Below are 14,198 nucleotides of genomic sequence, written 5' to 3'. Positions count from 1 at the left end.
TCGTTGTATCGCTTTCTTTCTACTGCATGTCGTACTTCGAAGGGCCGATGATGGCGATCAAGACCGTCAACTCGCTCTCGCACTACACCGACTGGACCATCGGCCACGTACACGCCGGCGCTCTCGGCTGGGTAGCCATGATCTCGATCGGCGCGATCTATCACATGATTCCGAAACTGTTCGGCCGGGCGCAGATGCACAGCACCGGACTGATCAACGCGCACTTCTGGCTCGCGACCATTGGCACCGTGCTCTACATCGCCTCGATGTGGGTCAACGGCATCACCCAGGGCCTGATGTGGCGTGCAATCAACGATGACGGCACCCTCACCTACTCGTTCGTCGAAGCGCTGCAGGCCAGCCACCCGGGCTTCATTGTCCGTGCGCTGGGCGGGGCGTTCTTTGCCAGCGGCATGCTGCTGATGGCGTACAACGTGTACCGCACCGTACGTGCGTCGGACCCGGTCGAAGCCGAAGCCGCCGCCAAGATTGCCGTCGTTGGAGCTCACTGATGAAGCATGAAGCTGTCGAGAAGAATATTGGCCTGCTGGCCTTCTTCATGGTCATCGCCGTCAGCGTCGGTGGCTTGACTCAAATTGTTCCGCTGTTCTTCCAGGACGTCACCAACAAGCCGGTCGAGGGCATGAAGCCGCGCTCGGCGCTGGAACTGGAAGGCCGCGACGTCTACATCGCCAACGGTTGTGTCGGCTGCCACTCGCAGATGATCCGTCCGTTCCGCGCTGAAACCGAACGCTATGGCCACTACTCGGTTGCCGGTGAAAGCGTCTGGGACCACCCGTTCCTGTGGGGTTCCAAACGTACCGGGCCGGACCTGGCCCGAGTGGGCGGTCGTTACTCCGATGACTGGCAACGTGCGCACTTGTACAACCCGCGCAACGTGGTGCCCGAGTCGAAAATGCCGGCTTATCCGTTCCTCGTGGAAAACAAGCTCGACGGCAAGGAAACCGCGAAAAAAATGGAAGTGTTGCGCACTCTCGGCGTCCCCTACACCGACGAAGACATCGCCGGTGCACAGGATGCCGTGAAGGGCAAAACCGAAATGGACGCGCTGGTGGCCTATCTGCAAGGCCTGGGCACCATCATCAAAAGCAAACGGTGAATCTGATGGATATCGGGATGATTCGAGGCCTGGGCACCGTTGTCGTGATGGTGGCCTTCATCGGTCTGGCCTTGTGGGTATTCAGCCCCAAGCGCAAGTCGGAGTTTGAAGACGCGACCCTGTTGCCTTTTGCGGATGATCCCGAAGCCATCAAGCACGTCGAGCAAGCTTCTAGGAGTAACAAAGAATGACTACATTCTGGAGTCTGTACGTCACAGTCCTCAGTCTCGGTACGATCTTCGCGCTGACCTGGCTGTTGCTGTCGACCCGCAAGGGCCAGCGCAGCGAACAGACGGACGAGACGGTCGGCCACTCCTTCGACGGGATCGAGGAGTACGACAACCCGCTGCCGAAATGGTGGTTCATGCTGTTCGTTGGCACGATCATTTTCGCCTTGGGTTATCTGGTGCTGTATCCGGGCCTGGGCAACTGGAAAGGTCTGTTGCCGGGTTACAACTATCTGGATAACGAAAAGCAGACCGCATTCGCCAACGGCCAGACCGGCTGGACCGGCGTGCACGAATGGGAAAAGGAAATGGCCCGTTCGGACGCCCGCTTCGGCCCGATCTTCGCCAAGTTCGCCGCCATGCCGATTGAAGAAGTCGCCAAGGATCCGCAAGCACTGAAAATGGGCGGTCGCCTGTTCGCCTCCAACTGCTCGGTGTGCCACGGCTCCGACGCCAAGGGCGCCTACGGCTTCCCCAACCTGACCGATGCTGACTGGCGCTGGGGCGGCGAGCCGGAAACCATCAAGACCACCATCATGGGCGGCCGCCACGCGGTGATGCCGGCCTGGGCAGAAGTGATCGGCGAGCAAGGCGTGGCCGATGTGGCGGCCTTCGTGGTGACCAGCCTCGACGGACGCAAACTGCCGGAAGGCACCAAAGCCGATCCGGCCAACGGGCAGAAACTGTTCGCGGCCAACTGCGTGGCCTGCCACGGCCCTGCCGGCAAAGGCACCCCGGCCATGGGCGCGCCTGACCTGACCCATCCGGGCGCATTCATCTACGGCTCAAGCTTCGCGCAACTGCAGCAGACCATCCGTTACGGCCGCCAGGGCCAGATGCCGGCGCAGGAACAACTGCAGGGCAACGACAAGGTGCATCTGCTGGCGGCGTATGTTTACAGCTTGTCCCATGGCGAAAAAGCACCCGAAGCGAACGCTGAATAAGGCCAACGCTCGATACCAGAGAGGCCTCGCCAATTTCGATTGGCGGGGCCTTTTTCGTTACTCCTTTCTAACATCGACAGTCGCGATCAATTTACGGCTTGGCCAATTGTTGGCGTTGACCTGATGCACGTTCATCGTCTTGCGATCTGCGGCGAATTCGGTGATCAAGTAGGTCTGATTCGACGCGCCGCCGCTGAGATACACCGGGACACTGCCGAAACTGTCCGAATTGCGGTAGTAGCCGCCGGGGCTGTTGTGCAAGTGCCCTGCGAACACTGCGGTCACGGCGTACTTCTCGATCATCGCCCGGAATCGATCCACTTGCTCGCTGGTGCCGGCCCAGCGATCAGGCTTGTGCATGTTCAGAATGATGATCTGACCTTTCTCACGAGCCACTTTCAAATCTTTCTCCAGCCAGTCCAGCGCATCGGAAATTTCGTAATCGACTTTGAACAATGGAAATCCGGAAGAGAACCGCACTGAATAAGTCGGTTCGTTATTCAATTGCACCAGATGCACATCGCCATAATTTTTCGAATAGGCAAGACTGCCATAAAAGCTTTTTCTGCCTTTTTCATCTCTCAGTGCCAGATCAAAGGTGTCGACCTTGCCCCAATAGCGTTCTTTCAAGTCCGTGATGCTGCCGGCGGCACAGTTGTTTTCGGGAAAACTGCAATCATTGATGTTGTTCTGGTAGTCATGATTACCGAGACCGTAGTCGTAGACTCCGCCAAGTTGCCGATCGAGAATTTCCTTTACCGTGGAACGTTCCGAGCCATGCCCAAAAGCGGTCATGTCGCCATTGATCATCACCGGGATCCGCTCGACATACTGATGGAAGCTTCGCCGAAAATTCGCCACGTCAGAATACTGGCTTTCAATCAGCCAGCGCGAGCGTTTGTCACGCTCCCCTGATGTCTCGTTCCAGCCACGATCAGAACTTTCGGTCCACGGGAATTGTGGATCGGAAGTAAAAATCAAATGCTTTGGGGAGTAGTCACTGTCTTGCCCGTAAGCGTTGACCGCCAGTAACGAAAGCAATAGCGAACACGCACCCACCAACTTCTTATAGAACATAAGAGATCCCTCTCATCAAATATATACGCCCGACACGGACGAGCATTCAAACTACAACAACCAACCCGACAAACAAACCGAACATTAATAACTTATATTTCGACAAACATTCGAACAATTAACTTAATCAACAAAACTACCGTTCCGCCTGTTTTGATACATGCACATATATTCAAAAGATATTCGCACAGAGCATCAGGCTGTTCCGACCGAAAGCCCCTTCGTGCAGTAAGAACGCAAGCGATGCGAGCAGCACCCATCGTCTATAGTCAATTGACCTGCGTCATGCTTTGCTGCATTCGCTACACCATTCAGGTTTTTTCCCCAACGCGACCAAAGGTCGCACCCTTGAGCCAGAGCGACAGGCGTATCATCGCGCCACTGCAACAGCCTTTTTTGACCTTGGTTGGCACGTATCGACCGAGGCATTTTTCCACTGCCGTGGGATGCAATGATGAGCAATCAGATTCCGGTACATGACGTCACGCCGCCAAGCAAGAACGCGAACAACAGCGTCGATCTTTATGCCTCACGAGAAAAAATCTACACCCGTGCCTTCACCGGTCTGTTCCGCAATCTGCGGATGCTCGGCGGCTCGGCGTTGTTTCTGTTGTATTTCGGCACGGTGTGGCTGAACTGGGGCGGTCATCAGGCCGTGTGGTGGAACCTGCCGGAGCGCAAGTTCTTCATCTTCGGCGCGACCTTCTGGCCACAGGATTTCATCCTGCTCTCGGGACTGTTGATCATTGCCGCGTTCGGCCTTTTCTTCATCACTGTCTACGCCGGGCGTGTCTGGTGCGGCTATACCTGCCCGCAAAGCGTGTGGACGTGGATTTTCATGTGGTGCGAGAAGGTCACCGAAGGCGACCGCAATCAGCGCATCAAGCTCGACAAGGCGCCGATGAGCGCCAACAAATTCCTGCGCAAAGCGGCCAAGCACGCGCTGTGGTTGTTGATCGGTTTTGTCACCGGCATGACCTTCGTCGGTTACTTCTCGCCGATCCGCGAACTGGTCATTGAATTCTTTACCGGCCAGGCCGATGGCTGGTCGTATTTCTGGGTCGGTTTTTTCACACTCGCCACGTACGGCAATGCCGGCTGGTTGCGTGAGCAGGTGTGCATCTACATGTGTCCGTATGCGCGCTTTCAGAGCGTGATGTTCGACAAGGACACGCTGATCGTTTCCTACGACCCGCGCCGTGGCGAAAGCCGTGGGCCGCGCAAGAAAGGCATCGACTACAAGGCGCTCGGCCTTGGCGACTGCATCGACTGCACGATGTGCGTACAGGTCTGCCCGACCGGCATCGACATCCGCGATGGCCTGCAGATCGAGTGCATCGGTTGCGCCGCGTGCATCGACGCCTGCGACAGCATCATGGACAAGATGGATTATCCGCGCGGGCTGATCAGCTACACCACCGAGCACAACCTGTCGGGGCAGAAAACCCATAAACTGCGGCCGCGCCTGATTGGTTACGCCGTGGTGTTATTGGCGATGATCAGCCTGTTGGTCGCCGCGTTCTTCATGCGTTCGCTGGTCGGTTTCGACGTCAGCAAGGATCGCGTGCTGTACCGCGAAAACGCCGAAGGCCGGATCGAAAACGTCTACAGCCTGAAGATCATGAACAAGGATCAGCGCGACCACACCTACGTGCTGCAAGCCGAGGGCCTGCCCGACCTGCGCCTGCAAGGCAAACGCGAGATCAGGGTTGCCGCCGGCGACATCGTCAGCATGCCGGTCGAGTTGTCGAGCGCGCCGGAACAACTGCCATCGAGCACCAACGAGGTGAAATTCATCCTCAAGGACGCCGATGACGACAGCGTCCACGTTGAAGCCAAGAGCCGATTCATCGGCCCACAAATCCGTTGAGAGAATTTTGAACATGCCCGCTGCAAACGCCGCAAGTCCCTGGTACAAGCACCTCTGGCCGTGGATCATCATCGCGATTCTGGCCTGCTCGGTGGCCTTGACCCTGTCCATGGTGACCATCGCGGTGAACAACCCGGACAACCTGGTCAACGACAACTATTACGAAGCGGGCAAAGGCATCAACCGTTCACTGGACCGTGAATTGCTCGCACAGAACCTGAAACTGCGCGCGGCGGTGCATCTGGACGATATGACTGGCGAAGTCGACCTGCGTTTGAGCGGTGACAGCCTGCCGCAAACCCTGGAACTGAACCTGATCTCGCCGACCCAGCCGGAGAAGGATCGCAAGATTGTTCTGACCCGCAGTGAAAGCGAGACCGGGCGCTACATTGGCCAGTTGAGCGACAAGGTCGAAGGCCGGCGGTTTGTCGAGTTGCTTGGCAGCCAGGACGAGCACGTGTGGCGCATGTTTGAAGAAGAACTGGTCAGCCATGACAAGGATCTGCTGCTGGGTGATGAGCCATTGCAGGGTGCGGAAGACCTGAAAAAATAAGCCTTACTCTGATCGTTCCCACGCTCTGCGTGGGAACGCAGCCAGGGACGCTTTGCGTCCCAGCCGAAGCGGACGCGGAGCGTCCGGGAAGGCATTCCCACGCGGAGCGTGGGAACGATCATCGGAACGCGCACCATGACCACTCCGCTCCCCTGCTACCACTGCGCCCTGCCCGTCCCGTCGGGCAGCCGCTTCACCGCTGTCGTCCTCGGGCAGGCACGCGAGTTCTGCTGCCCGGGCTGTCAGGCGGTGGCCGAAGCCATCGTCGCCGGTGGCCTGGAAAGCTATTACCAGCATCGCAGCGAAGCTTCGGCCAACCCCGAAGCGCTGCCGGTGCAACTGAGCGATGAACTGGCGCTGTACGATCGCGCCGACGTGCAGCAACCTTTCGTCCGCCACGAGGGCGACCTGGCCGAAACCACCTTATTGATGGAAGGCATCAGTTGCGCCGCTTGCGGCTGGCTGATCGAAAAGCATCTGCGCACTCTGCCCGCCGTCGCCGAAGCGCGACTGAACCTGTCCAACCATCGCTTGTATGTGCGATGGGCCGATGCGCAATTACCGCTGAGCCAGGTCCTCGCCGAACTGCGCCACATCGGTTACGCCGCCCACCCCTATCAAGCCGACCGCGCCAGCGAACAACTGGCCAGCGAGAATCGCCTGGCCCTGCGCCAACTCGGCGTCGCCGGTTTGCTGTGGTTTCAGGCGATGATGGCGACGATGGCGACGTGGCCGGAATTCAACATCGACCTCAGCCCCGAGCTGCACACGATCCTGCGCTGGGTCGCGCTGTTTCTGACCACACCCATCGTGTTCTACAGCTGCGCGCCGTTCTTCAAAGGGGCGATGCGCGATTTGCGTACCCGCCACCTGACCATGGACGTTTCTGTTTCACTGGCGATCGGCAGCGCTTACATCGCCGGAATATGGACATCGATCACCGGGGTCGGCGAGCTGTACTTCGATGCGGTCGGCATGTTCGCCCTGTTTCTTTTGGCCGGGCGCTATCTGGAACGCCGCGCCCGCGAACGCACCGCTGCCGCGACTGCGCAACTGGTCAACCTGTTGCCGGCCTCATGCCTGCGCCTGGACAGCGATGGCCAGAGCGAACGCATCCTGCTCAGCGAGTTGCGTGTGGGCGAGCGGATTCTGGTGCAGCCGGGCTCGATTCTGCCGGCCGACGGCAAAATCATCGACGGTCAGTCGAGCATCGATGAATCCCTGCTGACCGGTGAATACCTGCCGCAACCGCGCACACTGGGCGATGCAGTCACCGCCGGCACCCTCAATGTCGAAGGCGCACTGACCGTGCAAGTGCAGGCGCTGGGGCAGGACACGCGTCTCTCCGCGATCGTGCGCCTGCTTGATCGCGCTCAGGCGGAGAAACCGCGTCTGGCGGAAATCGCTGACCGCGCCGCGCAATGGTTTTTGCTGCTGTCGCTGATCGCGGCCGCAGTGATCGGCCTGCTGTGGTGGCAGCTGGATTCCTCACGGGCGTTCTGGATCGTCCTCGCCATGCTGGTGGCGACCTGCCCGTGCGCGCTGTCATTGGCGACGCCGACCGCCCTCACCGCCGCCACCGGCACGCTGCACAAACTCGGGCTGCTGCTGACACGTGGGCACGTGCTGGAAGGCTTGAACCAGATCGACACGGTGATCTTCGACAAGACTGGCACGCTCACAGAAGGTCGCTTGGTGCTGCGCTCGATCCGCCCGCTCGGCGCGCTCGACAGCGAGCAATGCCTGAGCCTTGCCGCCGCGCTGGAAAACCGTTCGGAGCACCCGATCGCCCGCGCGTTCGGTCGTGCGCCGCTGGCCGCCGAGGACGTGCACAGCACCCCGGGCCTGGGCCTTGAAGGGGTCGTCGGCGAGCGCCGTTTGCGCATCGGTCAGGCGTCGTTTGCCTGCGCGTTGAGCGGCGCGGCGTTGCCGTCAATGCCTGAAGAAGCCGGACAATGGCTGTTGCTCGCCGACACCCACGGGCCGCTGGCGTGGCTGGTGCTTGACGATCGCCTGCGTGACGACGCTCCGGCCCTGCTCGCGGCCTGCAAAGCACGGGGCTGGCGCACCTTGCTGTTGTCCGGCGACAGTTCACCCATGGTCGCCAGTGTCGCCGCCGAACTGGGCATCGACGAGGCCCGGGGCGGTCTGCGCCCCGATGACAAACTGCAAGTGTTGCAACAACTGCACAAGCAAGGGCGCAAAGTGCTGATGCTCGGTGACGGCGTCAACGACGTGCCAGTGCTGGCTGCGGCGGACATCAGCGTGGCCATGGGCTCGGCCACCGATCTGGCGAAAACCAGCGCCGATGCGGTGTTGTTGTCCAACCGTCTCGACGCCCTCGTACAAGCCTTCACGCTGGCGCGACGCACGCGCCGGGTAATCATCGAAAACCTGCTGTGGGCGGCGCTGTACAATGGCCTCATGTTGCCGTTCGCTGCCCTCGGCTGGATCACTCCGGTGTGGGCGGCGGTCGGCATGTCGATCAGTTCGCTGACGGTGGTGCTCAATGCCCTGCGCCTGACTCGCCTGCCGAGCGCGCCGGCTGCCGGCAGCCCGACCCAAACCCGCCCGCTGCCGGCCTGAGCCGCGCGGGCCTGGAGTGACAGATGCCAGCTCTCTACGTGATGATTCCCGCTGCCTTGCTGATCGTCGCCATCGCCGTGTACATCTTTTTCTGGGCGGTGGACAGCGGTCAGTACGATGACCTCGACAGCCCGGCGCACAGCATCCTCTTTGACGATCAGGACCCCAATCACACCGCCGCAGTAGACGAAGCCAACGCCTTCAAACCGGACGACAAGGCGCCACCTCATGCTTGAACTGGCGCCCCTGCTGGTATCGGCGCTGATCCTTGGCCTGCTCGGTGGCGGCCATTGTCTGGGCATGTGCGGCGGCCTGATGGGCGCGCTGACCCTGGCGATCCCCAAGGAACAGCGCAGCCGGCGCTTTCACCTGTTGCTGGCGTACAACCTGGGGCGGATTCTCAGTTACGCCACGGCGGGATTACTCATCGGCCTGGCCGGCTGGGCGGTTGCCAACAGCCCGGCAGCGCTGTTCATGCGCGTGCTGGCCGGGTTGCTGTTGATCGCGATGGGTTTGTATCTGGCCGGCTGGTGGAGTGGGCTGACCCGGATCGAAGCGCTCGGTCGTGGTTTGTGGCGCTTCATTCAACCCGTCGCGAATCGCCTGCTGCCGGTTTCCAGTCTGCCGCGTGCCCTGCTGCTCGGTGCGTTGTGGGGATGGCTGCCGTGCGGGCTGGTTTACAGCACGTTGCTGTGGAGCGCGAGTCAGGGCAATGCGCTGGACAGCGCATTGCTGATGCTTGCGTTTGGCCTCGGCACCTGGCCTGTGCTGCTCGCCACGGGGCTGGCGGCTGAACGAGTGACCGCGATCCTGCGCAAACGCAGCGTGCGCATGGCCGGTGGCTTGCTGGTGATTGTGTTTGGCCTGTGGACCCTTCCCGGCCCGCATCAGCATTGGCTTATGGGTCATTAGAAGCAAAAGATCGCAGCCTTCGGCAGCTCCTACAGGAGGTCGAATTCCAAGGTAGGAGCTGCCGAAGGCTGCGATCTTTTGATCTTGTGCCGTTGATGCAAATCAACAGCCCCATCGCCGCACCCCGATAGACTCGCCACACTGCCAGCCTATCCGGGGGAATGCCCGCATGCTCGACGCCATTCGTTGGGACACCGATTTGATCCGCCGTTACGATCTGGCGGGGCCGCGCTACACCTCGTACCCGACTGCCGTGCAATTTCACGGTCAGGTCGGCACCTTTGACCTGTTCCATGCCCTGCGCGACAGCCGCAAGGCGCAGCGGCCGTTGTCGTTGTACGTGCATGTGCCGTTCTGCGCGAACATTTGCTATTACTGCGCCTGCAACAAAGTCATCACCAAGGATCGCGGTCGCGCACAGCCGTATCTGCAGCGGCTCGAGCAGGAAATCCAGATGATTGCCTGCCACCTCGACCCGGCGCAAAAAGTCGAGCAACTGCATTTCGGTGGCGGTACACCGACCTTTCTCAGCCACGACGAACTGCGCCAGCTGATGGCGCACCTGCGCGAGCATTTCAACTTACTCAATGATGACTCGGGCGATTACGGCATCGAAATCGACCCGCGCGAAGCCGACTGGTCGACCATGGGCCTCTTGCGAGAACTGGGTTTCAATCGGGTCAGCATCGGTCTGCAAGACCTTGACCCGGCGGTGCAGCGCGCAGTCAATCGCCTGCAAAGCCTGGAAGAAACCCGCGCGGTGATCGATGCGGCGCGAACTCTGCAATTTCGCTCGATCAACATCGATCTGATTTATGGCCTGCCGAAGCAGACACCGGACAATTTCGCCCGCACCGTCGAGGAAGTGATCAGCCTGCAACCGGATCGTCTTTCGGTATTCAACTACGCGCACTTGCCGGAACGCTTCATGCCGCAACGACGGATCAACAGCAGCGATTTGCCGAGCCCGGCGCACAAGCTGGAAATGCTTCAGCGCACCATCGAGCAACTGATCGCGGCCGGTTACCGCTACATCGGCATGGACCACTTCGCTCTGCCCGATGACGAGCTGGCGATCGCTCAGGAAGACCACACCCTGCAACGCAACTTTCAGGGTTACACCACCCACGGCCACTGCGACCTCATTGGGTTAGGCGTGTCGGCGATCAGTCAGATTGGCGATTTGTACTGCCAGAACAGCAGCGACCTCAATGCCTATCAGAACAGCCTTGTCAGCGCGCAACTGGCGACCAGTCGGGGCCTCGTATGCAACGCCGACGATCGCTTGCGCCGCGCGGTGATTCAGCAGCTGATCTGCAATTTCACTCTGGTATTTGCCGAGATCGAACAGCAGTTCAACGTCGATTTCCAAGGCTATTTCGGCGCGCTATGGCCGCAATTGCAGGGTATGGCCGATGATGGCCTGATCAAACTTGATCGCGAGCGGATCGAGGTATTGCCGGCGGGCCGATTGCTGGTGCGCTCGGTGTGCATGGTCTTCGATGCGTACCTTGAGCAGCAGAACCGCCAGCGTTTCTCGCGAGTGATTTAAGGTTTGGTCAGCAACGAGCCGACCTTGAGGTTCTGATCCGGGGTCAGCGCCGACTGGTTCATGACTTTCGACAAGGCCAGGTTGGCGGTGATCAGGCCGCTGTTGAGGGCGGCAATAGCGCCACGCAGGGCGGCGAGCTTGTTGATCTTTTCTTCAATGGAAAGGGTTTTGTCTGACATGACTGCCGCCATGCGGGCTTTCTTCTCGACGATTTCTTTTTGGATTTTTCGAATCATTTTCAGCAAATGCCGGATGTTCTCTGGCAAGCCGCTGTTGTCGATGTCACTGTTTTTGCCGCCGACAGCAGCGGATTTGGCGATGGCCGCACCGGACAGCGACACTTTGACGCCCTCGACCAAGGTCGGGGTTGCGGTGTTGGACATCTCGTCATCGCGGCCCGTTGCAGTGTCGCTTTTGGTGCCCCCTGGCGAAGCAGTAACGCCACTACTACCGGGGCTTAGCGTGCCAATGGCGGTCATCGGGGCCTTCCTTGGATGAATGCTGATAACAGGTTATCGGCCGTAAGTGCTGCGGCTTTATCTCGGTAAGACAACGCCGCCGCGTGCTGGCCTGAATGTCCTTGTGTGGGTTACCCTTACGGCTTATGTGTGTTTTCCCACAAGGATTGAAGAAATGTCCGAGCCAGTCAAACTGCGCGCTCACAACCAGGCCCATTGCAAGGATTGCAGCCTGGCCCCGCTCTGCCTGCCACTTTCTCTGAATCTGGAAGACATGGATGCGCTGGACGAAATCGTTAAACGCGGCCGCCCGTTGAAAAAAGGCGAATTCCTGTTCCGCCAGGGTGACACCTTCGATTCCGTTTATGCAGTGCGCTCCGGCGCCCTCAAGACGTTCAGCCTGAGCGATGCCGGTGAAGAACAACTGACCGGCTTCCACTTGCCGAGCGAACTGGTCGGCCTGTCGGGCATGGACACGGAGAAACACCCGGTGTCGGCCCAGGCGCTGGAAACTACTTCAGTCTGTGAAATCCCTTTCGAGCGCCTCGACGAACTGGCCCTGCAACTGCCGCAACTGCGCCGCCAGTTGATGCGCGTGATGAGCCGCGAAATCCGTGACGATCAGCAAATGATGCTGCTGTTGTCGAAAAAAACCGCCGACGAGCGCATCGCGACCTTTCTGGTCAACCTGTCGGCACGTTTCCGCGCTCGCGGGTTCTCGGCCAACCAGTTCCGCCTGAGCATGTCGCGCAATGAAATCGGCAATTACCTGGGCCTGGCGGTGGAAACCGTGTCGCGGGTGTTCACGCGCTTTCAGCAGAACGAGTTGATTGCCGCCGAGGGCAAAGAGATCCACATTCTCGACCCGATTCAGCTATGCGCGTTGGCCGGCGGTTCGATCGAAGGCTGATCACGACCCGCGGTTGAGCGAATCGTTTCAGCCGCGGGTATACTGCGCCGTTTGCAGCCCTGCCAGGACACCCCGATGGTCTTCGACTCCTTCGACATCAAATCCCTGATCCGCCCCGTGATCGACTTCCCCAAGCCGGGCGTGATCTTTCGCGACATCACCCCGTTGTTCCAGTCGCCGACAGCCCTGCGCCTGGTCATGGACAGCTTCGCCCACCGCTACGTCGAAGCCGACTTCACCCACATCGGCGCGATGGATGCCCGTGGTTTTCTGATCGGTTCGGTATTGGCCTATCAGTTGAACAAGCCGCTGGTGCTGTTCCGCAAGCAGGGCAAACTGCCGGCGGACGTGCTCGCTGAAGGCTACGCGACCGAGTACGGCGAGGCCTTTCTGGAAGTGCACGCCGACAGCCTGTGCGAAGGCGATTCGGTGGTGATGTTCGATGACCTGATCGCCACTGGCGGCACGCTGATCGCGGCGGCCAACCTGATTCGCCGCATGGGCGCGCGGGTGCATGAAGCGGCGGCGATCATCGACTTGCCAGAGCTGCAAGGTTCGCAGCGTCTTGAGGACATGGGTATTCCAACGTTTTGCCTGACGCAGTTTGCGTTGACCGACAAATAATCAAGATCAAAAGATCGCAGCCTTCGGCAGCTCCTACACAGGGATCCGCATTTCCCTGTAGGAGCTGCCGAAGGCTGCGATCTTTTGCTTTCAGAGCCCCATCTGCTTGCTGATGATTTCGTTCATCACCTCCCGCGTCCCGCCGCCAATCGACAGAATGCGGTTATCCCGATACAGCCGCTCCACCAGACTTTCACGCATGTAACCAAGCCCCCCCAGAATTTGCACGGCCTCTGTGGTGATCCGGTCGGACGTGTCAGTGGCAAAGTTCTTCGCCATGGAAATTTCCTTGATCACGCTCTGTCCTGCCGCGATCTTCGCCGCTTGCCGGTAAGTGAATTCCCGCGACACTTCCAGCGCCGTGGCCATTTCGGCGAGGCGATGCTTGATCACCTGAAACTTGCCGATCGATTTGCCAAAGGCCTCACGCTCGCGCGCCCATTTAAGGCTCTGTTCCAATGCGAGTTGCGAAGTCATGTTGGCCATCAGCGCCAACGCCAGCCTTTCGTTCTGGAAGTTACCCATGATGCAGGCAAAGCCCATGTTCTCGGCGCCAATCAGATTGCCCACCGGCACGCGGCAGTCGTCAAAAAACAACTCGGCGGTGTCCGAGGCCCACCAGCCCATTTTCTTCAACTGGCGGCCGACACTGAAACCTGGCGTGCCCTTCTCGATCAGCAACAGGCTGATACCGCCAAACCCCGGCGCACCGGTACGCACCGCAACGGTGTAGAAATCCGCGCGCACGCCGCTGGTGATAAAGGTTTTGCTGCCGCTGACCCGATAGAAATCGCCGTCACGCACAGCGCCGGTCTGCAGGTTGGCGACGTCGGAGCCGCCGCCAGGCTCGGTCACCGCCAGGGCGCTGATTTTCTCGCCGCTGAGCACCTGTGGCACGATCCGCTCACGCACATCGGGTAACGCCCACTTAACGATCGGCGGCAGGCCGATATCGAGCGAACCCAGCCCCGCTACCAGCCCGCCAGAGCCGCAGCGCATCAGCTCCTCACTGGCAGCGACCTTGGCGAACAGATCACCTTCATGGCTGCCACCGAGCGCCTCGGGATAGCCGATGCCGAGAATCCCCGCCGCACCGGCCTTCAAGTACAGCTCACGGGGGAAGCTTTCGGCTTCTTCCCACTGATCGATGTCCGGCAGTATCTCGCGTTCGACGAAACGTCTGACGCTGTCGCGGACCAATTGGTGGCTGGGGTCGAAGTATTCCTGAAAGGCAGGCATGGGCGAGCTCCACGGAAGGGTTCGCCGAAGTTAACCGAGCGCTTGCTTGGTTAACAAGATAGAGAAGATCAAAAGATCGCAGCCTTCGCCAGCTCCTGCACTGGAAAGCGTTCCCTGCAGGAGCTG

15 protein-coding genes are annotated in these 14,198 nt (G+C 59.8%); 12 read left to right on the top strand and 3 right to left on the bottom strand.

Annotated features, from left to right (window positions below):
* From ACIGDJ_RS22980 to ccoP, 4 genes are all read left to right on the top strand, one after another.
* Positions 1 to 512, top strand: a 512-nt coding sequence (locus tag ACIGDJ_RS22980) for a cbb3-type cytochrome c oxidase subunit I (protein WP_397504623.1), incomplete at its 5' end; no start/stop codon positions are given.
* Entirely contained in the window at positions 512 to 1,120 is a 609-nt protein-coding gene (ccoO, locus tag ACIGDJ_RS22975; RefSeq protein ID WP_007917161.1) for a cytochrome-c oxidase, cbb3-type subunit II, read from the top strand. The genes ACIGDJ_RS22980 and ccoO, both read left to right, overlap by 1 nt.
* Positions 1,121 to 1,125: 5 nt before the next feature.
* Positions 1,126 to 1,311 (top strand): CcoQ/FixQ family Cbb3-type cytochrome c oxidase assembly chaperone, encoded by a 186-nt coding sequence (locus ACIGDJ_RS22970; protein WP_003175465.1) that lies wholly within the window; start codon positions 1,126 to 1,128, stop codon positions 1,309 to 1,311.
* Complete coding sequence (ccoP, locus tag ACIGDJ_RS22965) at positions 1,308 to 2,291, top strand: cytochrome-c oxidase, cbb3-type subunit III (RefSeq protein WP_397479629.1); 984 nt, start codon at positions 1,308 to 1,310, stop codon at positions 2,289 to 2,291. Before ACIGDJ_RS22970 ends, ccoP begins: the two co-directional genes overlap by 4 nt.
* A 57-nt stretch (positions 2,292 to 2,348) precedes the next feature.
* Here ccoP and ACIGDJ_RS22960 read toward each other — a convergent pair whose 3' ends face one another.
* A complete protein-coding gene (locus tag ACIGDJ_RS22960) occupies positions 2,349 to 3,368 on the bottom strand; it encodes a metallophosphoesterase family protein (protein ID WP_397479628.1) in 1,020 nt (339 codons plus the stop codon).
* A gap of 454 nt (positions 3,369 to 3,822) precedes the next feature.
* Here ACIGDJ_RS22960 and ccoG point away from each other — a divergent pair, with 454 nt between their 5' ends.
* From ccoG to hemN, 6 genes are all read left to right on the top strand, one after another.
* Entirely contained in the window at positions 3,823 to 5,238 is a 1,416-nt protein-coding gene (ccoG, locus tag ACIGDJ_RS22955) for a cytochrome c oxidase accessory protein CcoG (protein ID WP_397479627.1), read from the top strand.
* Positions 5,239 to 5,251: 13 nt separating this feature from the next.
* Positions 5,252 to 5,791, top strand: a complete 540-nt coding sequence (locus ACIGDJ_RS22950) for a FixH family protein (RefSeq protein WP_101157375.1) — start codon at positions 5,252 to 5,254, stop codon at positions 5,789 to 5,791.
* A gap of 135 nt (positions 5,792 to 5,926) precedes the next feature.
* Complete coding sequence (locus tag ACIGDJ_RS22945) at positions 5,927 to 8,377, top strand: heavy metal translocating P-type ATPase (RefSeq protein ID WP_397479626.1); 2,451 nt, start codon at positions 5,927 to 5,929, stop codon at positions 8,375 to 8,377.
* A 23-nt stretch (positions 8,378 to 8,400) separates the two neighbouring features.
* Positions 8,401 to 8,613, top strand: a complete 213-nt coding sequence (ccoS, locus tag ACIGDJ_RS22940; RefSeq protein ID WP_101157371.1) for a cbb3-type cytochrome oxidase assembly protein CcoS — start codon at positions 8,401 to 8,403, stop codon at positions 8,611 to 8,613.
* Complete coding sequence (locus ACIGDJ_RS22935) at positions 8,606 to 9,289, top strand: sulfite exporter TauE/SafE family protein (protein WP_101157369.1); 684 nt, start codon at positions 8,606 to 8,608, stop codon at positions 9,287 to 9,289. Before ccoS ends, ACIGDJ_RS22935 begins: the two co-directional genes overlap by 8 nt.
* A 169-nt stretch (positions 9,290 to 9,458) precedes the next feature.
* Positions 9,459 to 10,841: an oxygen-independent coproporphyrinogen III oxidase gene (gene hemN, locus ACIGDJ_RS22930; RefSeq protein ID WP_397479625.1), complete on the top strand. Its 1,383-nt coding sequence runs from the start codon at positions 9,459 to 9,461 to the stop codon at positions 10,839 to 10,841.
* Here the strand turns inward: hemN and ACIGDJ_RS22925 are convergent.
* Positions 10,838 to 11,320, bottom strand: coding sequence for a hypothetical protein (locus tag ACIGDJ_RS22925; RefSeq protein ID WP_101157365.1), 483 nt, complete (start codon positions 11,318 to 11,320; stop codon positions 10,838 to 10,840). The genes hemN and ACIGDJ_RS22925 overlap by 4 nt on opposite strands.
* A gap of 154 nt (positions 11,321 to 11,474) precedes the next feature.
* Between ACIGDJ_RS22925 and fnr the strand changes: the two genes are divergently transcribed.
* Both fnr and ACIGDJ_RS22915 read left to right on the top strand, forming a co-directional pair.
* Positions 11,475 to 12,209: a fumarate/nitrate reduction transcriptional regulator Fnr gene (gene fnr, locus ACIGDJ_RS22920; RefSeq protein ID WP_016773865.1), complete on the top strand. Its 735-nt coding sequence runs from the start codon at positions 11,475 to 11,477 to the stop codon at positions 12,207 to 12,209.
* 75 nt (positions 12,210 to 12,284) lie between these two features.
* Positions 12,285 to 12,833 (top strand): adenine phosphoribosyltransferase, encoded by a 549-nt coding sequence (locus tag ACIGDJ_RS22915; protein WP_007918333.1) that lies wholly within the window; start codon positions 12,285 to 12,287, stop codon positions 12,831 to 12,833.
* Between the two features lie 90 nt (positions 12,834 to 12,923).
* Here ACIGDJ_RS22915 and ACIGDJ_RS22910 read toward each other — a convergent pair whose 3' ends face one another.
* A complete protein-coding gene (locus ACIGDJ_RS22910; protein ID WP_101157363.1) occupies positions 12,924 to 14,072 on the bottom strand; it encodes an acyl-CoA dehydrogenase family protein in 1,149 nt (382 codons plus the stop codon).
* Positions 14,073 to 14,198: the final 126 nt, after the last annotated feature.

The organism is Pseudomonas sp. NPDC079367 (genome assembly GCF_044542195.1).
In the GTDB taxonomy this organism is placed as follows: domain Bacteria; phylum Pseudomonadota; class Gammaproteobacteria; order Pseudomonadales; family Pseudomonadaceae; genus Aquipseudomonas.
This window is presented reverse-complemented; position numbering and strand designations above follow the sequence as displayed.